We start from the raw sequence: 24,697 nt of genomic DNA on the forward strand, positions 1-24,697 counted from the left end.
ATAAAGTAGAACGCATACAAAGTTGACTATACTTTCAAAAACGTTCAGGACATAACAATGAGTAAAAAACAAAACACTTCAATTCAGATGTTTGCTGATTTCGATGGCGATATAACCGACTTGCTGAAAACCCCGGCACCCGATGAGGTTCCCGTGCTTACCACGCGCAACATGGTGCTTTTTCCGGGCGTACTGGTTCCCATCCTTATAGGACGCAAGGCGAGTTTGAACCTAGCCAAGAAACTAAGCAAGAACCCAAACGACAACATCTGTGGTATATTCTGTCAGAAAAATGCTGACGTAGACGTGCCCGAGGGCAAGGACTTGCATGAATATGGCGTGTACGCACGATTAGTGCGGATTATAGAAATGTCGTCGAACAACAATGTGACGGCCATCTTCCAGGCCATGGGCAAATGCAAGTTGGAGAAAATTACAGGTGTCAGGCCTTATTACAAGGGCATCGTCAAGTCAATGCCGGAAGAGTTTCCAGCAGACAACGACCAGGAATACAACACCCTGGTGGACGACCTGAGACTCACAACCGAGGAACTTATCAAGAGCAGCGACGAAATTCCCGATGACATTCTGCTGACGCTCAAGAACCTTACCAACGACATCATGTTCACCAATTTTGTGTGCACCAACCTGCCACTTTCGGTGAAAGACAAGATGAGACTGCTGAAGTATGACAATCTGAAAAGTCGGATTATTGAGCTTCTGAAAATAGAAAACCGGGAGATACAGCTCCAGCAACTCAAAAACGAGATTCACCAGAAAACACGTGAAGACCTTGATGAGCAGCAAAAGGAGTATTTCCTGCAGCAACAAATGAAGAATATCAAGGAGGAGCTCGGTGGCACCGAAGCTTCGCCCGAAAAGCGTGAGTTGCAGGAGAAGGCCAAGGGCATGAAATGGCCAGAGGAGGTGGACAAGACGTTTCGCAAGGAACTGGACAAGCTTGACATGTTCAATCCGCAGAGTCCGGAATACAGCGTGCAGTTGAACTACCTGCAACAGATGGTGGCTCTGCCTTGGGGCATATTTACCAAGGACAATCTCGACCTCAAACGCGCACAGAAAAAACTTGACCAAGACCACTACGGCATGGAGAAAGTAAAGGAGCGCATCTTGGAATACTTGGCCGTGCTGCAGCTGCGTGGCGACCTGAAGTCGCCCATCATCTGTCTATATGGCCCTCCGGGAGTGGGTAAGACATCGCTCGGCAAAAGCATTGCCGCAGCCATGAAACGCAAATATGTGCGCATGTCGCTGGGCGGACTGCATGACGAAAGCGAAATCCGCGGGCACCGCCGAACCTATGTGGGTGCCATGCCGGGACGGATCATTAAGAACATTCAGAAAGCCGGCTCGTCAAATCCCGTGTTTATTCTTGACGAGATAGACAAGGTGACGCAGAACACCATTAACGGCGACCCGTCGTCGGCACTGCTCGAAGTGCTCGACCCAGAGCAGAACCATGCGTTCCACGACAACTTCCTCGACGTGGACTTCGACCTTTCGAAGACGCTCTTCATCGCCACGGCCAACGACCTGAACACCATTCCGCGCCCACTACTCGACCGTATGGAAATCATCGAGGTGTCGGGATATATCACCGAGGAAAAGATTGAGATAGCCCGCCGTCACCTCATTCCGCGCGAATTGGAGAACACGGGACTCGACAAAAATGACCCCAAGATAAGATTCAACAAGTCGGCACTCGAAAAAATCATCGAGCAATACACCCGGGAGAGTGGTGTGCGGCAATTGGAGAAACAAATCAACAAGGCATTGAGAAAAATGGCTTTCCGCAAAGCGATGGACGGCACACTCGTCACCACGAGCATCACCCCGTCCGAGATAGAAGGCCTGCTGGGTAAGCCACCATTCTATCGTGACATCTACCAAGGCAATGATTACGCCGGCGTGGTGACGGGATTGGCATGGACGAGTGTGGGTGGTGAGATTCTCTTTATCGAGACATCGCTCTCCAAAGGCAAGGCCGGCAAGCTCACACTGACGGGTAATCTGGGTGACGTGATGAAGGAAAGTGCCATTATTGCCCTGCAATATGTCAAGGCGCACGGCGAGTATCTGAACGTGGACTCGCGCATCTTCGACAATTGGAACATACACATTCACGTGCCCGAAGGAGCCACGCCGAAGGACGGTCCGTCGGCGGGCATCACCATTGCCACGTCGATTGCATCGGCCATTACACAGCGGAAGGTGCGGAAGAACACGGCTATGACGGGAGAGATAACACTTCGGGGCAAAGTGCTTCCGGTGGGTGGTATCAAGGAGAAAATTCTCGCCGCCAAACGGGCAGGCATCACCGATATCATGATGTGTAAGGACAACCGCAAGGATATCGAGGAGATTCCCGAGAAATACCGCAAGGGTGTGGAGTTCCATTATGTGGAAAACGTGCAGGACGTGTGGGACTTTGCCCTCACCGATGAGCTGGTGGATCACCCCATGGACTTGACCATTCATGAGACGGCACTTCATAAAGACGATGCCGAAAAGAAGAATTAAGAAGACGCGAGGATTACCGATGACATTCGAATTGCAACATACCGACCCCTGCAGCAATGCCCGTACCGGTCTGATTATGACCGATCACGGGCCGATCAAAACCCCAATTTTCATGCCCGTAGGAACCTGCGCCAGCGTGAAAGGGGTGCATTTTGAGGAGCTTCGACATCAGGTCAATGCGCAAATCATACTGGGTAACACTTATCATTTGTATTTGCGGCCGGGTCTCGATATTCTTGAGAAGGCGGGAGGACTGCACGGTTTCAACGGCTGGGAGCGCCCCATCCTGACCGACAGCGGCGGCTTCCAAGTATTCTCACTGACGGGAATCCGCAAGCTCAGGGAGGAAGGGTGCGAGTTTCGTTCGCATATCGACGGCTCAAAACATTTTTTCACACCTGAAAACGTGATGGACACCCAGCGCGTCATCGGTGCAGACATCATGATGGCATTCGATGAATGTCCGCCGGGACAGAGCGATTACAGCTACGCCAAGAACTCCCTGGCGCTCACCGAGCGGTGGCTCAACCGATGCATCAAGCGCTTCAACGAGACCGAACCGCGCTACGGCTATCAACAATCTCTGTTTCCCATCGTGCAGGGCTGTACCTATAAAGACCTGCGACAGGAAGCTGCGAAGTTCGTAGCAGACAAGGGAGCCGACGGCAATGCCATCGGCGGACTGGCCGTAGGCGAGCCGACGGAAGTGATGTATGAGATGATTGAGGTGGTGAACGACATCCTGCCCAAGGACAAGCCGCGCTATCTCATGGGCGTAGGAACACCGCAAAATATCCTCGAAGCTATCGAACGCGGCGTGGATATGTTCGACTGCGTGATGCCAACCCGCAACGGACGCAACGCGATGCTGTTCACTTACAACGGCACTATGAATATGCGCAACAAGAAATGGGAAGCCGATTTCTCGCCCATTGATGCCGAAGGATGCTACATCGATCGCATCCACACCAAAGCTTATCTGCACCATCTGTTTAAGGCCGGGGAACTGTTAGCCATGCAAATAGCCAGCATCCACAACCTTGCCTTCTATCTACGCTTGGTCACTGATGCCCGCCAACACATCGAACAGGGTGACTTCGTGCAGTGGAAACGATCCATCATCGATCAGTTAGGACAACGCATCTAATGCCGATGAACTTTATCTCCGAATGATTCGCAATGAGTAACTACAGCAAAATCCGCAGGAACATCAGGCAATATAGGATGAGACGATGGCTCAGCAGGCATCTGGCATGGTTCAGTAATATGCTGAAGTGGACAGCTCGGCACACCCAAGGCCTGCAGAAAGTGTTGAGATGGATTGGTAGAAAACTGGCTTTCCTCAAGATTTTCAACCCTTTCCGATACATCAAACGCATTGATTGGTACATCATCAAGAAGTTTATCGGCACATACATCTTCTCGATTCTGCTCATCATCTCGATTTCGATCGTGTTTGACGTAAACGAGAACCTGGCAAAGTTCTCACAATATCATGCTCCGTTGGAGGCTATTGTGTTTGACTATTATGCCAACTTCGTACCTTATTTCGCCAACCTATTCAGTGCGTTGTTTGTGTTTATCTCGGTGATTTTCTTCACCTCGAAACTGGCAGGGAACTCCGAAATCATTGCCATGCTGGCCACCGGAATGTCCTTCAAACGGCTTCTGCGACCCTACATGATAACGTGTGTGCTACTCGCCGGACTCTCCTATTACCTCTCAGCCTATGTCATTCCGCATGGAACAGTGATTCGGCAGAACTTCGAAACCATGTACAAGAACAAGCACAAGAACACATCGGCAGAGAATGTTCAGCTGCAAGTGGGGCGCGGAGTTATTGCCTACATCCAGCACTACGACAACACGATGAAGAAAGGGTACGGTTTCTGCCTCGACAAATTTGAAAACAAGAAGCTCGTTTCGCACCTCACGGCGATGGAAGTGCAATACGATACCATCTCCGATTCAAAGTATCATTGGAAGCTGACCAACTGGAAAATACGCCGACTCAAGGGTCTCCGCGAGCATATCACCAGTGGGGCGGAAAAAGATTCGGTCATCATGATGGAACCTACCGACCTTGTTTATTCCAAGGGGCAGCAGGAAACGTTCACCTCGCCAGAGCTTAAGGACTATATCTCCAAGCAGATAGACCGGGGGTCGGGCAACGTGGTGCAGTATCAAGTGGAGTATCACAAACGCATCGCATCATCTTTTGCATCGTTCATTCTCACCATCATCGGCGCATCACTGTCCTCCCGCAAGCGCAAGGGTGGAATGGGTATGTATCTTGGTATCGGCTTGGCCCTGAGTTTTACATACATCATGATGCAAACCGTGTCGGCCACATTTGCCATCAACGCCTACTTCCCACCGATGCTGGCAGCATGGATTCCGAACATCGTGTTTGCTGTTATCGCCTTTGTCTGCTACAGACACGCACCAAGCTAAAGAGGCTCCCCCATCCCGATATGACAGGAAGGGGATTGTCAAATGGACAAGAACCATTAACGAAGCATTCATTCTCTGACAAACGAAAAAGCAGACCCCTTGTGTCAGGGAGTATTAAAAAATTGAAGAAATTATGAAATTTGAAGAATTAAATTTAAGCAACGACATCCTCGACGCACTCTATGACATGAACTTCGAAGACTGCACACCCGTTCAAGAAAAATGTATACCCGAAATATTAAAGGGGCGCGACCTCATGGGCGTGGCTCAAACGGGCACCGGAAAGACGGCTGCCTATCTGTTGCCCATCCTTTCGATGATCGATGAGGGCAACTATCCGAAGAACTCGGTGAATTGTGTCATCATGTCGCCGACACGCGAATTGGCTCAGCAGATAGACCAAGCCATGCAGGGCTTCGCCTATCATTTAGACACCGTGTCGAGCGTTGCCGTGTACGGTGGAAACGATGGCAACCGCTATGATCAGGAAATGAAAAGCATGAGACTGGGTGCCGACGTGATCATTGCTACCCCCGGACGGCTCATTTCGCATATCACGATGGGCAATATTGACCTCGGTAAGGTGAATTTCTTTGTGCTCGACGAGGCCGATCGCATGCTCGACATGGGATTTTCTGACGATATTATGAAAATCGCATCGTATCTGCCCAAGAACTGCCAAACCATCATGTTCTCGGCCACCATGCCGAATGATATTGAGAAAATGGCGCAGAACCTACTCAAAAACCCTGCCGAGGTGAAGCTCGCCGTGAGCAAACCCGCAGAGAAAATCAAGCAAAGCGCCTACGTCTGCTACACCACGCAGAAGATAGAAATCATCAAACATATCTTCAAGGCAGGCGACTTGAAACGCGTTATCATCTTCTCGGGCAGCAAGCAAAAGGTGAAACAAATCAACCAAGCGCTGGCTCAGCTCAAAATCAACAGTGGTGAGATGCACTCGGATCTTGACCAATCACAGCGCGACGACATCATGTATAAATTCAAAAGCGGGCAAATCGACGTGCTCGTAGCTACCGACATCGTGGCTCGTGGCATCGATATCGACGACATCGCGATGGTCATCAACTACGACGTGCCACGTGACAGCGAAGACTATGTGCACCGCATTGGTCGAACGGCTCGTGCCGACCGCGACGGCGTGGCCATCACACTGGTGAATGAGGACGATATGTTCGCGTTCCACAAAATAGAGCAATTCCTCGACAAGGAAATCGAAAAAAATCCACTGCCCGAAGGCATGAAAGAGGGGCCGGACTACGACACGTCGCGCAAGCCCCGCCGCACACCGGCCAAGAAGCGCCGTCGCAACGACCGCGAAGAAACCGCACACAAGAAAACCAAGCAGCGCAACCGTAGCCGCAACAACAACAATCCGCGCGACAACCGCCCGGACAACAACGACGGAGAGCAGCGCGAGGAGAAGGACAAACGCAACCGCCGACGTAACAATAACAGGAAACGCAACGACAACCGCGACCAAAAGCGCGACGAAAACGCAACCAACAACAACGCGGAGCAGTCGGCACAGGGCGAAAAGCAGCCTAACAAGCGTCGCCGCAACAATGCTAACCGTCGTCAGAACAATGCTAACCGTCGTCAGAACAATGGCAAGGGTAACCGCCGCAACGACAACCGGGACACCGACAAGCGTCGCAACGACGAGCAGAGCAAGGGCAAACGTCAGACCAAAGCCCGCCGCAACGCACCGGCTGCCAACAGCAACAAGGACACAGGACTCAAGGCGATTATCAAGAAACCGCTGAAATGGCTCAAGTCGCTGGGCAAGAAATAACACGGAATCCCCCATAAGGTTAACTCCGAGTTCACAACAACGCCGTATCAACCGGCGTTACACATTATATAATAGGTCGTTTGGAAACAAACGACCTTTTTTTGTTGATATTTCGCCAAGCGCTTGCATATTTCATCCAAAAACCTTAATTTCGTTCTCAGTTTAACATAAACCACAATGTATGAAGACAAATAAAGAGAAAAACCACAAACTTCCATCAGAGTGTACAACGATTATTGTTGGTCAAGAGATGACCGGCGACGGTTCGCTTATCTATGGCCGCTCGGAAGACTACGACGCAATGCGCTGCAAGAATTGGCTGGTATTCAAAGACACCGACAACGGTCCTGAGGAATTTGTAGCCGAAGACAGTCCCTTCCGCTGCCCACTGCCCAAGAAGGCTATGGGCTACACCGCCCTGCCCGACTACCAATACCATCACGAATGGGGAAGCGCAGGATTCAACTCCGCCGGCGTGGGCGAGAGTTCTACGGAGACCATTTTCAGCAGTGAGAAAGCCCTCAAGTTCGACCCCTACGTGGAAAACGGGCTGTCGGAAAACTGCACCTACAACATCGTGCTGCCCTATATCCACAGCGCCCGCGAGGGAGTGGAGCGTCTGGGGAAACTCATCGAACAATACGGATCGGCCGAAGGCTTCGGCATTGGATTCATCGACGACAAGGAAATCTGGTATCTCGAAAATGCCTGCGGGCATCGCTGGATGGCCTGCCGTATGCCCAAAGACAAGTATTTCGTAACGGGCAACCAGAGCCGCTTCCGCCATTACGACCCCAACGACAAGGAAAACTATATGGCTTCGGCCGACCTCATTGAGTTTGCCGAGCGCAACGGACTCTACGACCCCTCGAAAGGCGAGTTCGATTTCCACGAGGCCTACGCCAAAGACGACATCAACGACACCACCTATAATTATCCGCGCGTGTGGGGATTGCAGGGATTGTTCTCGCCCAAACTGAAGAACGACGTCACGAGAAACACTTTCCCCGTGTTTGCCGAAGCCGAAAAGCCCATCGGCATCAACGCTTTGCGCAACGCTTTCCGTTTCCACTACGACAACACCGATCACGATCCCTACCTGCACAACAATGGCAAGGAGCCTTGGCGCCCCGTTTCCATCTTCCGCACCACGCAAACCCACCTGTTGCAAGTGCGCCCCTGGCTGCCCAAGGAAATAGGTTGCATCACCTACGTGGCCAACGGCATGGCCGATCTCGGCGTGTTTCTCCCCATCTATCAGGGCATCAGGAGTTTTCCCGAACCCTACACCATAGGCAACAGCCACTGCGACTCACGGTCGGCCTATTGGCGTTTCCGCAAAGTTATGACGCTGGGCATGACCAACTACAATGCCTATGCCCCTGTTATCAAGGAAACCTACGCACGTCTTGAAGCCGAGAACGACCAACGCCAAAAGGAGTTTGAAGAATGCTATCTTGGCATCTGCAAGAGCAGGCCTATGGAGGCCATGGATATGCTGCAGCAGTTTAGTGATCAAATTCTGAACCACGCACTTCAGGTGGCCGACGATTTGGCAGATGAACTATTTACACGCATGACCGCCGACATTCAGAAAGAATATCTCTTCCACGGCGCATAACCAAAGTTTCCTCTCCGGCCATCCTTGCATTGGAAAGGGGTGCGCCCGGAAAATCCTAACGACAGAAAACGCGAAAAAACTGCCTTTCCATTTATGGCAGAGGGCCGGAGAGGAACTGAAGTTTCAACTTGAACATTTTCTCAAAATTTACCTGCATGACGTGCCCGAGGTTTTCTTCACGGCTCGACAAAGCCAGTGCCACATGCCCCATCGTGCGTCGCAGGTTCACTTCCACACAGGGATGTACCACGATCTGCCCATCCTTTCTCACTAACATCATATCCACCCCGAAGCAACCGGCATAATGCCCGTTGAGCAACGTTCCCATCTCTGTGGAAACGGCCGACTGCAACCCCACAATCAGCGACTCATCAACATAGCGCGAGAGCATCTCCATCTTGCGTTCCTCAGCCTCCAGAACATTTCCTGTATAGGCTCCATTTTCCGTATGGAAAAGCGAGAGTCCGATATATTCTGCTGTCCCCTGACCGTCGGTCACAAATTCCATGGCAAAATCCAACAGTTTGTCATACCATGGCTCCACCATGACGCTGCCCTGCCTTGCCACAACATTTTCTATCCAGTTGGTCAGTTGCTGTGTCAAGCACACGCCCGATTTTTCCTCTCCGAACATCTCTGACACATAGCGGACACCCCTCCCACTGCTACTCCAGGGTTCCTTGACCACAATGTGACGGTGACTCTTCAAATAGGTTTCCACCTCGACTGCGCCATAAACCTCCTGCGATTCTCCCACTGTAGATGCAAACGCGCGAAGTGGTGGCAGGAGTCGTGTGGCAGCCCAAGCCCTGTGGCTTATCCGACGTATGACTTGCAAACGCTCGGCAGAGGGAAGCAAGCGCTCCGGCACACCGCACTCCGACAACTCGCGCCGCAAAGCAGCGTCCCATCCCCAAGGACATATCTCCGATAAAGCATTGCCGTAGTCATGATTTGCCAATTCATGGCGACCAATCAACCGCGCCCCACTCTCTTCGTCAAACTGCTGCAAACCTTCCCGTGCCACAGCCACATCGTCAACCAGCACCAGATCGCCGGGGGCAGCCCACAGCATGGGCAAGTAGCCGAGGTCGCGTCGGAGCTGCAGGGCAGCTCGCGGAGCAGTAAACCGATCTCGGTTTACCGCCAATGCAATGTCATGGTCAGGATTGAAAACGTGAAGTCGCATACGAATACAAAAAACAGCAACAAAGTTACAAAAGAAAAATGAAAGCACAACTTTCGGCCTGGCTTATCCGCATGACAGCAGGCATGATGCAAAGATGACTCCTCGTCAAGGAATATTCTCCTTTGCCACTTTGTGTAAAATAGAATTACCAAAAATCGAAGTCTCGTTTTCGAAACATCCAGAGCGAAAAGCGCCACTTTTTCATCTGAAATATCCATCCGGCACAGCACGAATTGAACCAAACCGATGCGATGAGCATCTAACGGCACTGCGTCAAACGTCTGATGGTCAGGCGAGGAAAGCTTGATCGCCATGCGGTTAGGCTCTAACCGCACTGCCATTCCATATCCAATCGTAAGCGATCCTAACAAGTCCGAAAGACGGACTCATGTAATAGGTTGACTGACAGCAAACTATAATTTGCTGTAAAATTCGCGAATTTCGGACAAGTGCTTCCTGAATTTCAAATACGCGAAACATAGAAGCGTGTTTGTAAAGAAAAACGAGGCGTCGTACCCTTCGGCTATCCCTTTCGCCGAGGCCAGCCTAACCAGTCTTGAACATCTTTCCTTTATGAAAGGAAAAAGCTGAAATACTAATTCTTGAGAATCTCAACTCCTTAAAAAGCAATTTGTTATCTTCCCAAATACTTTTGTGCAACAGCAATTCTAAAAAATATAAAATCATCAAAATAAACGCATTGAAAAATTGGCAGTTCCAAAATTTGATAGTATCTTTGTGTCAGCAAAAAGAATTATACACTATTCATTAAATATAAAAGGTAAAACGATGAAAATTGAAAAAGTACACGGTCGTGAGATTATCGACTCACGTGGTAATCCTACAGTAGAAGTTGAAGTAACATTGGAAAACGGCGTAATGGGTCGTGCTTCTGTTCCTTCAGGTGCCTCTACTGGTGAGAACGAGGCTCTCGAACTGCGCGACGGCGACAAGAACCGCTTCGGTGGCAAGGGCGTCCTGAAGGCAGTGGAGAACGTAAACAATATTATTGCTCCTGCCCTGAAAGGCTGCTGCGTACTGGAACAGCGCAAGATTGACTATAAGATGCTCGAGCTCGACGGCACACCTACCAAGAGCAAGCTCGGTGCTAATGCCATCCTCGGCGTATCCCTGGCTGTAGCTCAAACTGCTGCCAAGGCTCTCGGCATGCCACTGTATCGCTATATTGGCGGTTGCAACACATACACATTGCCTGTTCCGATGATGAACATCATCAACGGTGGTGCACACTCTGATGCTCCCATCGCTTTCCAGGAATTCATGATTCGCCCCGTAGGCGCACCTTGCATGCGCGAAGCCTTGCGTATGGGTGCAGAGGTATTCCACACACTTCAGAAGAACTTGAAGAAGCGTGGTCTCTCCACAGCTGTGGGCGATGAGGGTGGTTTTGCTCCTAAGTTCGACGGCATTGAAGATGCTCTCGACTCCATCATTCAGGCTATCAAGGATGCAGGCTACGAGCCTGGCAAGGATGTGAAGATTGCCATGGACTGTGCAGCTTCTGAGTTTGCTGTTCAGGAAAACGGCCAGTGGTTCTACGACTACAGCAAGTTGAAAGACGGTATGCCCAAGGATCCTAACGGAAAGAAACTCACTGCAGACGAGCAGATTGCCTATCTCGAGGAACTCATCACCAAGTATCCTATCGACTCTATCGAGGATGGTCTCGACGAGAACGACTGGGAGAACTGGGCTAAGCTTACCGCTAAGATCGGCGACCGCTGCCAGCTGGTAGGTGATGACCTGTTCGTAACCAACGTGAAGTTCTTGGAAAAGGGTATCAAGATGGGAGCCGCAAACTCCATCCTGATCAAAGTTAACCAGATTGGTTCGCTCACCGAGACACTCGAGGCCATCGAAATGGCTCACCGTCACGGCTATACCACTGTTACTTCTCACCGTTCCGGCGAGACCGAGGACACCACGATTGCCGACATCGCCGTGGCTACCAACTCTGGCCAGATCAAGACCGGTTCTATGAGCCGCACCGACCGTATGGCCAAGTACAACCAGCTTATCCGCATCGAGGAAGAACTCTGCTGCTCGGCTAAGTACGGTTATACCAAACTGAAGTAAACTATTGTTTCAAAATATTGACGATTCAACTAAAAGGACGTTTCCACATCATGGAAACGTCCTTTTTTATATAGACATCTTGGCCAACTCATCAACATTTCGTATCTTTGTGATATAACCAAAGACAAACAACACTATGATTAAAAATATCGTCTACGACTTCGGCGGGGTGCTGGTTCAATATGATTTCATGAACTTCTTCAAGAAACTGCTGGGAAGCGAGGAGAAAGCCCGGCATTTCCTGCACAATGCGTTTACAGCGGAGATTAACGCTGAGATGGACCGCGGGGTGTATCCGCCGAGTCATTTCATTGAGCAGCAAAAACGGCTCTGGCCCGAATATCGCGAAACGCTCGACACATTCGACAAGCACTATGCCGACATCTTTACTCACGAAACGGAAGGCATGCGTCAGTCAATGCTCGATGTCAAGGCACGGGGCTACAGGTTGTTGGGGCTGTCCAACTGGTCGGAACGGGTCAACGACGTGATGAACAAATTTGACATCTTCAACATTCTCGAAGACTACCTTATATCCAAGGACGTGCATCAACTGAAGCCTGACGCAGAGATCTACCATAGTTTTATCAACCAGTTTGGGGTCAAGCCCGAAGAATGTGTGTTTATCGACGACAAACCCGAAAACATCAAGGGCGCACGCAACGTGGGAATGTATGGTATTGTGTTCAGCAACACGCAGCAGATGATGCGCGAGTTGGAGCCCTTGCTCCTGCCCTACTCCTTTGAACCGGCATGCCCTGAAGACGAGCCCACGGCATGGAAAATCGTTCATCAAGCCGCACTCGACATGGCAGCCAACGGGCGGCACCAATGGGACGAAACCTATCCGCCGCGCGAAAGCATCAGTCGTGACATTGATAACGGAAACGGATATGTGCTGAAGTTGGACGGAGAAATCGTGGGTTACACGGCTCTCACGTTCGACGGCGAACCTTCCTATGACCGGTTGCAAGGACAGTGGCTATCGGACATGCCATACGCCACCATTCACCGCACGGCCCTTGCTCGCGAACATCACGGCAAGGGATTGGCACGCGTGATCCTCCTCGAGTGTGGTCGTGAATGCCGAAAACGCAAGTACAAAAGCATTCGCATCGATACCAACCACGACAATGTGGAGATGCTTCACCTCATCGACAGCTTGGGGTTCACACGTTGCGGACTGTGCTTTTATGACCGCGAGGGCAAACGTACGGAGCGCATTGCATGCGAGAAGATACTATGAGATGGCAAACGAGGAAAAGAATACCATACAGCATATTAAGACGTTGTAAATAATCCGCCAAGCGTTTGCCCATGTCGCGGAATTTCGTTATTTTTGCCAAACTATTTTAAATCATGACAAAGAATAGTGAAAAAACATATTTTATTTATCATAGGCTCTTTAAGAAAAGAATCGTTCAATCTTGCTTTAGCCAGAAAAGCTGAGGAAATTATTGGCAATCAAGCCGATATTAGCTACCTCGACTACGGCGATGTGCCGCTGATGAACCAAGACATCGAGTTCCCCGCACTGGCCGCTGTAGCCAAATTGCGCAATGCAGTGGATAAAGCCGACGGCATTTGGGTATTCACACCCGAATACAACTACAGTTATCCCGGGCATGTGAAAAACATTTTCGATTGGCTTTCACGCCCGTTGGTAGCAAGCGATACCAAGACTCCAACAGTCATCAAGGGCAAGAAAACAACCCTGAGCGGAGCCGGCGGAGCCGGACAAACGGCTAAATGTCGTGAGAAATTGACCGAATTACTTACGTTTATTGGTGCTGAAATAATGCCCACACAACAGACCGGCATAGCCCTGAGCGCAGAGTCGTGGGCCAAAAACAAGTTAATTCTCACCGACGAACAAATTCAAAGGTTGAGACAACAAGCCGAAGATTTTCTCAGATTCATTTCATAACCCACATACTATTTATCCAAGACACAGATCCAAGACATGAAAAAAATTTCTGACCAAGTATATTATGTAGGCGTAAACGACAACAGCAAACAGCTTTTTGAAGGACTTTGGCCATTGCCGGAAGGCGTGACCTATAATTCCTATTTAGTTGTAGACGAGAAGGTTTGTCTGATGGACACCGTTGAAACAGGCTTCTTCCCGCAGTTCTTGGCCAATATCCGCGAGGTTATCGGCGACCGCCCCATCGACTATGTTGTAGTGCACCACATGGAACCTGACCACAGCAGCTCACTCTCGTTGCTACGCGAGTTTTATCCTGACATCAAAATTGTAGGCAACAAGAAGACCTTCGACATGATGGGTGGATTCTATGGCATTGACGACGGTTGTGTTGAAGTGAAGAATGGCGACTCTCTTTCCTTGGGCAAGCACACGCTCAACTTCTATCTTATTCCGATGGTGCACTGGCCTGAAACAATGTTATCGGTTGATGTTACCACCCATGTGGCCTTCACAGGCGATGCTTTCGGATGCTTCGGTGCACTCAATGGCGGAGTGATTGACAGCGAAATCAACACCGAAAAATACTGGCTCGAGATGATTCGCTATTACGCTAACATTGTTGGTCGATACGGAACCCCGGTGCAAAATGCATTGAAAAAACTGGCTGATGTACGCATCGACTATCTCTGTCCCACTCATGGACCGGTGTGGCACGAGCACGCTGCCAAGGTAGTTTCACTTTACGACAAAATGAGCAAGTACGAGGGAGAGAATGGATTGGTCATTGCCTATGGTACGATGTATGGTAACACAGCTCAAATGGCAGAGGTGATAGCCGAAGCCGCATCGCAGGCCGGCATTGAAAAAATAAGCCTCATCGACCTGAGTAAAGTTCATTACTCCTATGCCCTGCGCGATATTTTCCGCTACAAAGGACTTATTCTGGGGGCGCCAACCTACAACAACAGCATATTCCCCAAGATGGAACAGCTGCTATCAGCCATCGAAAACCGCAGCATGAAGAATCGTGTGATGGGCTGGTTTGGCAGTTACTGCTGGGCAAGCAAGGCGGTGTCCATCATCGGTCAATATAACGAAAAATTCAAATTTGAGCCCGTTGGCGAACCCGTGGAGATGAAACAGTCGCTCAACGAGGAAACTCATGCCAAGTGTGTGGCGCTGGGACAGGCCATGGCTGCCAAGCTTCTTGCGGAATAAACAACTCTTTGCTTGTTGGCTTTCATCACAAAACAGAAAGCCAATTCTCACCAAAAAGGCAAGAAAAGAACAACTATAAGAAATGGTTTTACTCCGGATATCAATCCTCCAAGAGTAAAACCATTTTTTGTTTCTATTCCTCTCGGAGCGTAACTCCAAAAGGGAATGAGATTATTTAAACTCCAAGTTAGTCCTCAGCCACGCTGAAGTCTTCCTTACCTACACCACATTCAGGGCATACCCAGTCATCAGGGAGATCTTCAAATGCTGTACCTGGTTCGATACCACCATCAGGGTCACCAACTTCGGGGTCATATACCCATCCACAAACGTCACATACGTACTTTTTCATAATCTTTTTGTTTTAAATCTATTGTTAGTTGAAATTGTTTTTAAGCAATCAGAAAATCGCTTGTTCTTCATTGCTCTTCTGTTGCGGTGCTTACATAATAAGTCACAGCTCACCTGCAAAGATAAATGTTTTTTTTAAGAAACCAAGTTTTTTAACATAAATAATCAGCTACAAATATAAATCAATCTCACCACTGAAATGTTATCAACATTTCCTTGGTTGACTTTAGGATTTTTGTTACATTTGCATAGGTTCGGGACAGGAAAAACAAAAACTTTAAACACAAACGACAAAAAACAAACAATATGAATAATCAAGAGAAAAGCGATTTCGGCCTCATTGGTTTGGCTGTGATGGGTGAAAACTTGGCATTAAACATTGCCAATAAGGGTTGGAATGTTTCTGTGTACAACCGAACCGTACCCGGTATAGAAGAGGGTGTAGTCGAACGCTTCATCGAGGGACGTGCCAAGGGCAAAACCATCAGGGGCTATACCGACATCAAGGAGTTTGTGGAATCTATCGCACGCCCGCGCAAAATCATGATGATGGTACGGGCAGGAAAGCCCGTCGACATGGTTATGGAGCAGCTTTTCCCCTTGCTGTCGCCGGGCGATATCATGATCGACGGTGGAAATTCCAATTTTGAGGACACCAACCGACGTGTAGCAGCCGCCGAGGAAAAGGGCTTCCTATTTGTGGGAAGCGGTGTTTCGGGCGGGGAAGAAGGTGCGCTCAACGGAGCCTCTATCATGCCAGGCGGATCTGCCGAGGCTTGGGAGAGCGTCAAACCCGTGCTCCAAAGCATTGCCGCCATGGCCGATGATGGAACTCCATGCTGCCAATGGATTGGACCACAAGGCTCGGGTCACTTCGTGAAAATGATTCATAATGGCATCGAGTATGGTGATATGCAGCTCATTTCCGAAGCCTATTGGGTGATGAAAAATCTTGGAAACATGACCAATAGTGAAATGGCCGACCAATTCGATGAATGGAACAAGGGTAAACTTCAGAGTTTTCTCGTGGAGATTACGGCCAACATTCTGCGTCACCAAGACGACAAAGGTGAGATGCTTATCGATGTAATCCTCGACACCGCAGGCCAAAAAGGAACCGGCAAATGGTCGGTTATCAATGCCATGAACCTCGGAATGCCACTCGGACTCATCGGTTCAGCCGTGTTCGAGCGCAGCCTGTCATCAGACAAGGACATACGTACGGCAGCGGCCAAGCGCTTCCCACACATCTTCACCAAAACCAACGTTGATCGCAAGACCTTACTCAACAACCTGTTCGCAGCACTCTATGCGTCAAAACTGGTGAGTTATGCCCAGGGATTTTCGGTCTTGCAAAAAGCATCGGATGAGTTTGAATGGAACCTCAATATGGCTTCCATCGCACGTATGTGGCGCGGGGGATGCATTATCCGTAGCGCGTTTCTCAACGACATTGCTCATGCCTACGAAGAGTCCGACAAGCCTGGGCATCTGCTCCTAACACCCTATTTTGCCAAGGAAATAGAGCAGATGCGCGATGGATGGCGCACACTGGTAGCCCTGGCTGCTACCAAGGGACTGCCCGTTCCTGCCTTCTCATCGGCACTCAACTATTTCTACTCGCTCACGTCTGAAAACCTACCGGCCAACATGATACAGGCTCAGCGCGACTATTTTGGTGCCCATACCTTCGAACGCAAGGACCAACCACGTGGTGAATTCTTCCATGAGAACTGGACCGGACACGGAGGTAGCACCAAATCGGGAACATATAATGTATAGCTTTAATTCACAATTCACAATTTAAAATTCACAATTGGCTGCGCAAACCATTGTAAATAATAGCATAAAACCAAGACTATTAAGCTGCCAATTGTGAATTTTAAATTGTAAATTGTGAGCAAAAGCACTTTTTAATCACGACAACTGATACTACGCGAAGCCAATTGTGAATTTTGAATTGTGAATTTTGAATTGCACTGCGTAGCCAATTGTGAATTGTAAATTGTGAATTTTGAATTAAAAAATCCTTATGAACAACTTTTCAATGATTATATTCGGGGCCTCGGGCGACCTCACCAAACGCAAACTGATGCCCGCTCTATACTCGCTCTATACCAACGACAGATTAGAAAAGAGCTTTTCCATCATCGGCGCTGCACGTACCCCCTACTCCGACGACGAGTTCCGCGCGTATATCCTGGAACAAATGAACGAATTTGTGAAGCCAGAAGATCGTGACGAAAAACGCTTCAAAGACTTTGTGTCACACATCTACTATCAACCGACAGACCCCTCGAAAGCTGATGACTACGTGGCACTGAAGCAAAAAATTCAAGAGGTGACCAGCGAGGAAGAACCCGACAACATGCTGTTCTACCTGGCCACCCCACCATCGCTGTATGGTGTAGTTCCGTTGCATCTGAAGAGCGTCCGCCTCAACACACCCGGTTCGCGAATCATCGTCGAGAAACCTTTTGGCTACAACCTTGAGTCTGCGCTGGAACTGGGCAAGGTCTATGAATCCGTGTTCGAAGAGCGACAGATATTCCGAATTGACCATTTTCTCGGCAAGGAAACAGCTCAGAATATCCTGGCATTCCGTTTTGCCAACGGCATTTTCGAGCCAGTGTGGAACCGAAACTATATTGACTATGTAGAAGTTACGGCCGTCGAAAACCTCGGTATTGAGAATCGGGGCGGCTTCTACGACAACACAGGAGCCCTGCGCGACATGGTGCAGAACCACCTGATACAACTCGTGGCTCTCACCGCCATGGAGCCACCTGCCGTGTTCAATGCCGACAGCTTCCGGAATGAAGTGGTGAAGGTTTACAACTCGCTAAAGCCCCTCAATGAAACCGACCTCAAAGAGCATATTGTCCGCGGCCAATACACCGCCGGACAATCTGGGAAAGGCTACCGCGAGGAGAAAGGTGTGAGTCCGAAATCGCGCACGGAAACCTTCGTGGCCATGCGTCTGAGCATCGACAACTGGCGATGGAGCGGTGTGCCGTTTTACATTCGTACAGGCAAACAGATGCCGACAAAAGTTACCGAGATTGTGATCCACTTCCGCGAAACACCCCACCAAATGTTCGGCAATGTCGCCGGAGGTGAGCGTCCACAAGCCAACATGCTCACCATCCGCATACAGCCCAACGAGGGCATCAGCCTGAAGATCGGCATGAAAGTGCCGGGAGCCGGCTTCGAAGTGAAGCGTGTAGCCATGGATTTCACTTACGACCAACTGGGCGACATCGTCATCAATGATGCTTATGCACGTCTCATCGACGATTGCATTCAGGGCGACCCAACCCTCTTTACACGCAACGACGCAGTGGAGGCTTCATGGCGATTCTTCGACCCCATACTTAAATACTGGCAGAGCCACAACGAGATTCCACTCTATGGCTACCCCGCAGGCACATGGGGACCACAAGAGAGCGACAAATTGATGCACGAACACGAGGCCGAATGGACCAATCCGTGCAAGAATCTTACCAACACCGACTTATACTGCGAACTATGATAACCCACATTCACAATACCGATGCAGAGGCAGCGCGTGCACTCATCGAACGCATACTGCAAATGGCAAGCGAACAATCTGATGACCGGAAAATCAACATTGCGCTCAGCGGAGGCAGCACACCTGCACTGATGTTTCGTCTGTGGGCCGAGGAGTTTAACACCCGTACACCTTGGGGGCGCATCCGTTTGTTCTGGGTGGATGAACGATGTGTTCCACCCACCGATAAAGAGAGCAACTATGGCATGACGTTCGACAACCTGATTTCCAAAATCAATATTCCCAAGGAGAACATCATACGTATCAAAGGTGAAGAAAATCCCGAAGAAGAGGCTCAGCGCTATGAGACTGCGGTGCGCAGCATGGTGCCTGACAAGGACGGATTCCCCGAATTTGACATGGTCATTTTGGGAGCAGGCGAAGACGGTCACACCTCGTCCATCTTTCCCGGGCAGGAGCATTTGCTTACCACCTCGCAGGTCTATGCCGTAGCTACACATCCCAAGACCGAGCAGCAGCGCATTGCCCTCACAGGCCAACCCATCATCCATGCCCAGCGACTCATCTTTTTGCTCACAGGCAAGAGCAAGGCCTCGGTGTTGGCCGATATCATCGACCAAAACGATGCCGGCCCGGCCGCATATGTAGGGCGTCGCGCACGCAACACAGTAGAAGTCTTCACTGATGCGGCAGCAGCAGGGCGAGCATAACCCCCGGGAAGCGGCCGTATCACCATTTCCTACCGGAACCGTCGTCCTCAAGCCGACCACAAGTTGTCTATCAGTTGCCAGACAACTGTCTCACAGCCGACATACAAACGGATGACGGCCGACAGCCACACGCCTTCCGTCCGCTATACGCTTGCACAACATTCGAAATACGGCTACAAAAAGAGTTTATCGAATCTTCTAAAGGCTTGATATGTGCTGATTAGCCATCATGCTCATGCAGCAGTTTCATCCGAGCGTTTCGCGTTCCGTGTTGAATCAAACATCTGATGCTGCCCACAATATGCAAAATCGGGGCATCTCTCTTGGTCATGGAGAGATGCCCCGACGTTGTATTAAAATATCGTTCAGTTTTTATTTCTTATTCTTCTCCTCTGCCTGTGAAACATCAGCAGCGGTTTTGCCCTTCGGTTTCGCTGTCGGTGTTGACGGTTTCGTCACCTTGGCAGTTTTCTTTTTGGCAGGCGTTTTCCGGGCAGACGTGCCGCGTGCAGTTGTCACCTTCTTTCCGGCAGCGTCCATCTTTTCTATCTTAGCCTGCAAACGAGCAATCTCCTTGTCCTTCATGGCTATCTCCTCACCCTGATTTTTAATGGCAGTGAGCAACGAGTTCAGCTGTTCATTATCAATTTCCAAAGGATAACGGTCGTTGATGCGCGTGATGAAGTCGCCTAAAATATTCATATAATTGGTAAATGCATCGAAAGCACTGCTGTAGATTCCACGGTCGAGTCCTACATTCGAAGGTTTAGTTGTCATAAACCTGAAGTTATTGCTGGCCTGCAGATAATCCCAGTCCTGGTTGATGCGCGGGTCGTTGGCAATACGCACTCGCTCTGATACACTGTACAGTTTTTCGAACGCCTCACGCTGCATGGGATTGCCAAGCCAACAACTCACGTCGCGTTCTTCGTCCACCCACGAGAGCGTGTCGGGCACCTCGAGTGCTCCAACGCTCTTGAAATTGGCGCAAATCTCCGATGGCGTGGAGAAAGTGATGCCTTTCAGTTTTGCAAATTCAGGCAAGGCCTGTAAGAAGTCCAGGATATTTGACGACAACGGCTGGGCAATTCCAAGTGCAGACAGTTCCATAAAGATATTGACGATCTGGGAGCCTTCAGGCAGCGCGTCTATTTCATTAATATACTGGTCAGCAAACATGGGATAGCCCTCCCACTCTGAATTATTGAACCGAAGACTGATGTCATCACTCCGCTTGATGTCGCGCAACAACAGTTTCAGGTTCGGCGCCAATGCGCAATTGTAAACATAATGCGGCGACTTCCATCCCAGCACATGCTTGGCACCCTCGGTCAGCATGCCCTTGAAGCCCATCTTTGAGGCTTGCAACCCAATATCGTCGCTGTAGATGAGTGAGGAATTGCGCAACACGGTGGGCTTCTTGCCAAAATATTCCTTGATTTTATCGCATTGTTTCTTTACGTCAAGCGCAAAGCAGTCGGCATCGATGAGTGAGGAAAGTCCATGAGAATAGGGTTCTGCCAAAAACTCCACACATCCCGTTTTGTTGAGAGCCTGCAACTTTTCGAGCACCTGTGGAGCATGCATCTCCATCTGCTCAATGCCTACTCCCGACAGCGAGAATGCCACTTTGAAATAACCTTTACCCTTCTGAATCATCTGTTCCAGGGCGTTCAGTGCAGGCATGTACGAACGCTCCACCACATCTGTAACACTGCGTTCGTTTTCGTAATCATCATAGTAATAGTGGTCGGTGCCGATATCGAAGAAGCGATAACGTTTCAGATGTATGATCTGATGTATCTCGAAATATAAACAAATTGTCTTCATATAGTTTAGAATTTAACTTTGAACATTGAGGTTTTACATTTTTATTGGTGGTTACCAATTCAGGGTACGCAGGTAAAGTTCGCGAATCCACGCTCCAACTTTATCCCATGTGATCTGAGCCACCTCGTTGCGCCCTTCTTCCTGAAGATAGCGGAAGAGACTATCGTTGTGGCAAATACCATATATGGCATCGGCAAGCGCGTGAATATCCCAGTAGTCCACTTTGATACAATTCGTCAGAATCTCTGCACAGCCACTCTGCTTGGAGATGATTGTGGGCGTGCCACACTGCATGGCCTCCAGCGGTGATATGCCGAAAGGCTCGCTCACCGATGGCATGACGTAGACGTCTGACGCCTTCAGGCATTCGTACACCTGCTTGCCACGCATGAATCCCGGGAAGTGAAACCTGTCAGCGATGCCGCGCTCGGCAGCCAGATAAATCATTTGCTCCATCATGTCGCCTGAGCCTGCCATCACAAAGCGTATATTTCGTGTGCGGTGCAACACCATGTTTGCAGCCTCAACGAAATATTCAGGGCCTTTCTGCATGGTGATACGCCCGAGGAATGTCACCACTTTGTCCTTAGCAGCACCGTCGGAACGTGGTATGGCTTCGTTCTCCTCGCACAGCGGATACACCGCATTGTGTACGGTAAACACCTTGCGTGGATCCTGGTGATACTGATGAATGACGGTATTTCGGGTAAGATTGCTCACACACATGATGCAGTCTGCATGGTCCATACCGTCTTTCTCTATGGAGTAGACCGTAGGATTCACCTTGCCCCGGCTACGGTCATAATCGGTGGCATGAACATGGATGCATAATGGTTTTCCGCTCACATGCTTGGCATGAATGCCAGCAGGATAGGTGAGCCAGTCGTGGGCATGGATAATATCGAATTGTTCTGCGCGTGCAACCACCCCGGCTATAATCGAATAGTTGTTGATTTCCTCGTGCAAGTTGCCTGGATATCCCCCGGCAAACTCCATGCATCCCAAGTCGTTGACATGCATATAGTTGAAATCGGAATAGATATGGTCGCGATAACGGTAATATTCGTTGGGTTCGATCAGGTTGCCCACGCGACTCTTTACATAATCATAGTTCACGTCCCGATAGGCTATGGGCACACAGTTCATAGGCACGATACGCGCGTATGAGCGGTCTTCGTCACCCCAAGGTCTGGGCAAACACAGTATGGTTTCTATGTCACCCTGCGCGTGTAAGCCTTCGGAGATTCCGAAGTTGGCAGTAGCAAGTCCACCGTAAACATGGGGAGGATACTCCCATCCAAACATTAATACTTTCATTTGCAGTCCTCCCTTTAATATTTATATTTTTCCATTTGTTCAAGCGAACGCAGAATCTCAGCCACGTTCATGGCAAACGACACAGCTCCCCGACCATGGAACGGTGGATTGCCGTCAAAAAGTTCGGGCAATGTTCCCAAGCAATGGTAGAACATTTCGTCTTCATAGCCTACCATCTGCCGCTCGATAAAGCTCAGCCTGGTGCGCTTGTAAAGCTTGAGGCAAGCCTCCATATAGAAGCCGCCGAGCCAAGGCCATGCCGTGCCCTGGTGATAGGCAAGGTCACGTTGCACCTGCGGACCCACGTACATCGGGGTGTAACCACCACTCTTGGGCGAGAGCGACCGCAGGCCTTTGGGCGTGAGTAGCTCACGCGTACATATGTCTATTACCTTCTTTTTCTGGTCCTGAGACAATGGTGAATAGTCGAAAGCCGCTGCAAAAATCATATTCGGTCGCACGCTCCAGTCTTGCTCCTGGCCATCTACATAGTCAAAAAGATAGCCATGCTCGTTGACAAAAGTTTTAACAAACGATTCCCGGCATTTCTCGGCCAATGCTTGAAGCTTACTGACTTGAGCCGATCCTTTCTCTTTGTCGGCCATGGTCTCGGCAAACTTCAATGCGTGATACCACAGAGCATTGAACTCAACGACATATCCCGTGCGAGGCACCACAGGCCGACCATTAGACATGGAGTTCATCCAAGTCACGGGTCGGTCTCTGCCATCAGTCTTGACAAGTCCGTTGGCTTCGAGCGTAAGGTTAGGGTGTCGCTGGTTTTTGATATAGTTAATAATGTCAAGCACCAGCTTTCCATACTTTGTCCGACAGGCCTCAACGCCTTCTTCCTTGGCATATTGCTGTATGCACCACACGGCCCACAGCAACACATCTGGCTGCTCTATCTCATAGAGCTTCACCGACAGAGGCTTGCCGTCCATAAATTCGCGCAGGCCCTTGCCGGCGGTTTTCATGGCAGCCTCGTAATAACCTTTCTCCTCGATCGAAAGCGTGAGGCCTGGCAAGGCAATAAATGTGTCGCGGGCACGTGCCTTAAACCAAGGGTAACCGGCCAGTATATACTTGTCACCGCTCTTGTCCTCCACGTGGAACTGATGCGCAGCATTGACCAAGCAATGGAAGAAGTTGTCACGCGGTGACCTGTCGTCCACCTCCTTGTCGAACAGTGCATGCAATCCCCGAGGTTTGGAGGCTGATGTAGATGCGGCAAACACCACACTCTCACCCTTGCGGATGCTCAACTCAAAGTAACCGGGCACATACAAGTCTTCGCTGGATGCATAGCCGCGCTCTTGCTCTTTCGGATATTCGATACCCCGATACCAGTCAGGCTCAAATACAAACTCGGCCTTTCGGGAGAACTGCATATACAGTTCGGGATAGCCGGCATAGAGACATGTCTTGATGCCATTGTCTACTTCCTGGTAATCGCGGTTAACAATGGAATTCTCGTGTGTGAATTGTCGCGCGCTGCGGAATGCCAGGAAAGGCCTGAAGCGCAAGGTCGTCGTCGAATGGGCATCGACCAGTGTGTACCGAATCAGGATGCGATCTTCATAATGTTGAAACACCACCTCCTTTTTCATCACCACACCTCCCACGCGATATACTGTGGTAGGCACCTTGTCGCAGTTGAATGCGCGAATGTATTTGTGCCCTTTCGGGCTAAAATTGTTGCCTTGGTACTTATGCAGACCAAGGTTGAAGGCTGCACCATGTTGTATAACGGTGCAATCGAGCGATGAGAGAAGTACATGGTTCTCATCGTCCAGTTCGGGTACTGGAACCACGAGTAATCCATGATATTTTCTCGTGTTACAGTCCACGATGGTAGAGCATGAATAAGCCCCGGACCGATTCGTACGAAGAAGTTCCTTGGACAGGGACTCCTGCAAATTGGTCATCGTAGCTGCTTCAAATTTCAGATAACTCATAGCAGGTAATTAAGGCTGTTATTTTATTAAATAGATCGTTCAACTGATAGGGTAAATGTTGGTTAGGCAAGCATTCACTCACTCTGTCAAAGGTAGGCAAAATATAAAACAAATCAAAATAATTTATCATTTA

The 24,697-nt window shown here is 49.7% G+C and carries 18 protein-coding genes; 12 read left to right on the forward strand and 6 right to left on the reverse strand.

The genetic code is table 11. The annotated features are described in order from the left end of the window. Positions 1–57 precede the first annotated feature (57 nt). From lon to HMPREF0645_RS07260, 5 genes are all read left to right on the forward strand, one after another. Positions 58–2,541: an endopeptidase La gene (lon, locus tag HMPREF0645_RS07240; RefSeq protein ID WP_007174286.1), complete on the forward strand. Its 2,484-nt coding sequence runs from the start codon at positions 58–60 to the stop codon at positions 2,539–2,541. A gap of 19 nt (positions 2,542–2,560) precedes the next feature. Continuing rightward, the gene (tgt, locus tag HMPREF0645_RS07245; RefSeq protein WP_044123365.1) at positions 2,561–3,688 is read left to right on the forward strand and encodes a tRNA guanosine(34) transglycosylase Tgt; all 1,128 of its coding nucleotides are present in this window, start codon (positions 2,561–2,563) and stop codon (positions 3,686–3,688) included. 32 nt (positions 3,689–3,720) lie between these two features. After that, complete coding sequence (locus tag HMPREF0645_RS07250) at positions 3,721–4,995, forward strand: LptF/LptG family permease (RefSeq protein WP_044123366.1); 1,275 nt, start codon at positions 3,721–3,723, stop codon at positions 4,993–4,995. Between the two features lie 133 nt (positions 4,996–5,128). Then, positions 5,129–6,811, forward strand: a complete 1,683-nt coding sequence (locus HMPREF0645_RS07255) for a DEAD/DEAH box helicase (protein ID WP_007174289.1) — start codon at positions 5,129–5,131, stop codon at positions 6,809–6,811. A 181-nt stretch (positions 6,812–6,992) separates the two neighbouring features. Then, the gene (locus tag HMPREF0645_RS07260) at positions 6,993–8,432 is read left to right on the forward strand and encodes a C69 family dipeptidase (RefSeq protein ID WP_007174290.1); all 1,440 of its coding nucleotides are present in this window, start codon (positions 6,993–6,995) and stop codon (positions 8,430–8,432) included. A gap of 91 nt (positions 8,433–8,523) precedes the next feature. Here the strand turns inward: HMPREF0645_RS07260 and HMPREF0645_RS07265 are convergent, their stop codons facing one another. Beyond that, positions 8,524–9,621, reverse strand: a complete 1,098-nt coding sequence (locus tag HMPREF0645_RS07265; protein ID WP_007174291.1) for a hypothetical protein — start codon at positions 9,619–9,621, stop codon at positions 8,524–8,526. Further along, positions 9,573–9,962 (reverse strand): hypothetical protein, encoded by a 390-nt coding sequence (locus HMPREF0645_RS13845; RefSeq protein ID WP_169305455.1) that lies wholly within the window; start codon positions 9,960–9,962, stop codon positions 9,573–9,575. The genes HMPREF0645_RS07265 and HMPREF0645_RS13845 overlap by 49 nt, the downstream gene beginning before the upstream one ends. A 448-nt stretch (positions 9,963–10,410) precedes the next feature. Here HMPREF0645_RS13845 and eno point away from each other — a divergent pair, with 448 nt between their 5' ends. The 4 genes from eno to HMPREF0645_RS07290 all read left to right on the forward strand — a co-directional run bounded on the left by eno (position 10,411) and on the right by HMPREF0645_RS07290 (position 14,866). Then, a complete protein-coding gene (gene eno / locus HMPREF0645_RS07270) occupies positions 10,411–11,718 on the forward strand; it encodes a phosphopyruvate hydratase (protein WP_007174293.1) in 1,308 nt (435 codons plus the stop codon). 136 nt (positions 11,719–11,854) lie between these two features. After that, a complete protein-coding gene (locus tag HMPREF0645_RS13850; protein ID WP_007174294.1) occupies positions 11,855–12,964 on the forward strand; it encodes an HAD-IA family hydrolase in 1,110 nt (369 codons plus the stop codon). A 126-nt stretch (positions 12,965–13,090) separates the two neighbouring features. Then, positions 13,091–13,645, forward strand: coding sequence for an NADPH-dependent FMN reductase (locus HMPREF0645_RS07285; protein WP_007174295.1), 555 nt, complete (start codon positions 13,091–13,093; stop codon positions 13,643–13,645). A 36-nt stretch (positions 13,646–13,681) separates the two neighbouring features. Beyond that, positions 13,682–14,866 carry an FprA family A-type flavoprotein gene (locus HMPREF0645_RS07290; protein ID WP_007174296.1) on the forward strand — a complete coding sequence of 395 codons (1,185 nt, stop codon included), beginning with the start codon at positions 13,682–13,684 and terminating at the stop codon, positions 14,864–14,866. A 187-nt stretch (positions 14,867–15,053) separates the two neighbouring features. On the opposite strand, the gene rd is transcribed toward HMPREF0645_RS07290, so the two are convergent. Next, positions 15,054–15,218 (reverse strand): rubredoxin, encoded by a 165-nt coding sequence (gene rd / locus HMPREF0645_RS07295; protein ID WP_007174298.1) that lies wholly within the window; start codon positions 15,216–15,218, stop codon positions 15,054–15,056. Positions 15,219–15,523: 305 nt separating this feature from the next. On the opposite strand from rd, the gene gnd reads away from it, so the two are divergent. From gnd to pgl, 3 genes are all read left to right on the forward strand, one after another. Further along, on the forward strand, positions 15,524–16,999 hold the full coding sequence (gene gnd / locus HMPREF0645_RS07300; protein WP_007174299.1) for a decarboxylating NADP(+)-dependent phosphogluconate dehydrogenase: 1,476 nt from the start codon (positions 15,524–15,526) through the stop codon (positions 16,997–16,999). 250 nt (positions 17,000–17,249) lie between these two features. Next, complete coding sequence (zwf, locus tag HMPREF0645_RS07305; protein ID WP_007174300.1) at positions 17,250–18,749, forward strand: glucose-6-phosphate dehydrogenase; 1,500 nt, start codon at positions 17,250–17,252, stop codon at positions 18,747–18,749. Then, positions 18,746–19,459 (forward strand): 6-phosphogluconolactonase, encoded by a 714-nt coding sequence (gene pgl, locus HMPREF0645_RS07310; RefSeq protein ID WP_007174301.1) that lies wholly within the window; start codon positions 18,746–18,748, stop codon positions 19,457–19,459. Before zwf ends, pgl begins: the two co-directional genes overlap by 4 nt. Positions 19,460–19,831: 372 nt before the next feature. Here the strand turns inward: pgl and HMPREF0645_RS07315 are convergent, their stop codons facing one another. Genes HMPREF0645_RS07315 through HMPREF0645_RS07325 form a run of 3 tightly spaced genes read right to left on the reverse strand, consistent with a single transcriptional unit; the run spans position 19,832 to position 24,564 of the window. Continuing rightward, positions 19,832–21,289: a glycoside hydrolase family 57 protein gene (locus tag HMPREF0645_RS07315; RefSeq protein ID WP_007174302.1), complete on the reverse strand. Its 1,458-nt coding sequence runs from the start codon at positions 21,287–21,289 to the stop codon at positions 19,832–19,834. Between the two features lie 51 nt (positions 21,290–21,340). After that, entirely contained in the window at positions 21,341–22,606 is a 1,266-nt protein-coding gene (locus HMPREF0645_RS07320; RefSeq protein WP_007174303.1) for a glycosyltransferase family 4 protein, read from the reverse strand. A 14-nt stretch (positions 22,607–22,620) separates the two neighbouring features. After that, positions 22,621–24,564, reverse strand: coding sequence for a glycogen debranching enzyme N-terminal domain-containing protein (locus HMPREF0645_RS07325; protein ID WP_007174304.1), 1,944 nt, complete (start codon positions 24,562–24,564; stop codon positions 22,621–22,623). Between the last annotated feature and the right edge of the window lie 133 nt (positions 24,565–24,697).

The sequence above is a fragment of the Hallella bergensis DSM 17361 genome (assembly GCF_000160535.1).
Lineage (GTDB): Bacteria > Bacteroidota > Bacteroidia > Bacteroidales > Bacteroidaceae > Prevotella > Prevotella bergensis.

Coding starts and splice junctions, on each gene's coding strand:
- lon (WP_007174286.1), top strand. CDS start 58: ATGAGTAAAAAACAAAACACTTCAATTCAGATGTTTGCTGATTTCGAT.
- tgt (WP_044123365.1), top strand. CDS start 2,561: ATGACATTCGAATTGCAACATACCGACCCCTGCAGCAATGCCCGTACC.
- HMPREF0645_RS07250 (WP_044123366.1), top strand. CDS start 3,721: ATGAGTAACTACAGCAAAATCCGCAGGAACATCAGGCAATATAGGATG.
- HMPREF0645_RS07255 (WP_007174289.1), top strand. CDS start 5,129: ATGAAATTTGAAGAATTAAATTTAAGCAACGACATCCTCGACGCACTC.
- HMPREF0645_RS07260 (WP_007174290.1), top strand. CDS start 6,993: ATGAAGACAAATAAAGAGAAAAACCACAAACTTCCATCAGAGTGTACA.
- HMPREF0645_RS07265 (WP_007174291.1), bottom strand. CDS start 9,621: ATGCGACTTCACGTTTTCAATCCTGACCATGACATTGCATTGGCGGTA.
- HMPREF0645_RS13845 (WP_169305455.1), bottom strand. CDS start 9,962: ATGGCAGTGCGGTTAGAGCCTAACCGCATGGCGATCAAGCTTTCCTCG.
- eno (WP_007174293.1), top strand. CDS start 10,411: ATGAAAATTGAAAAAGTACACGGTCGTGAGATTATCGACTCACGTGGT.
- HMPREF0645_RS13850 (WP_007174294.1), top strand. CDS start 11,855: ATGATTAAAAATATCGTCTACGACTTCGGCGGGGTGCTGGTTCAATAT.
- HMPREF0645_RS07290 (WP_007174296.1), top strand. CDS start 13,682: ATGAAAAAAATTTCTGACCAAGTATATTATGTAGGCGTAAACGACAAC.
- rd (WP_007174298.1), bottom strand. CDS start 15,218: ATGAAAAAGTACGTATGTGACGTTTGTGGATGGGTATATGACCCCGAA.
- gnd (WP_007174299.1), top strand. CDS start 15,524: ATGAATAATCAAGAGAAAAGCGATTTCGGCCTCATTGGTTTGGCTGTG.
- zwf (WP_007174300.1), top strand. CDS start 17,250: ATGAACAACTTTTCAATGATTATATTCGGGGCCTCGGGCGACCTCACC.
- pgl (WP_007174301.1), top strand. CDS start 18,746: ATGATAACCCACATTCACAATACCGATGCAGAGGCAGCGCGTGCACTC.
- HMPREF0645_RS07315 (WP_007174302.1), bottom strand. CDS start 21,289: ATGAAGACAATTTGTTTATATTTCGAGATACATCAGATCATACATCTG.
- HMPREF0645_RS07320 (WP_007174303.1), bottom strand. CDS start 22,606: ATGAAAGTATTAATGTTTGGATGGGAGTATCCTCCCCATGTTTACGGT.
- HMPREF0645_RS07325 (WP_007174304.1), bottom strand. CDS start 24,564: ATGAGTTATCTGAAATTTGAAGCAGCTACGATGACCAATTTGCAGGAG.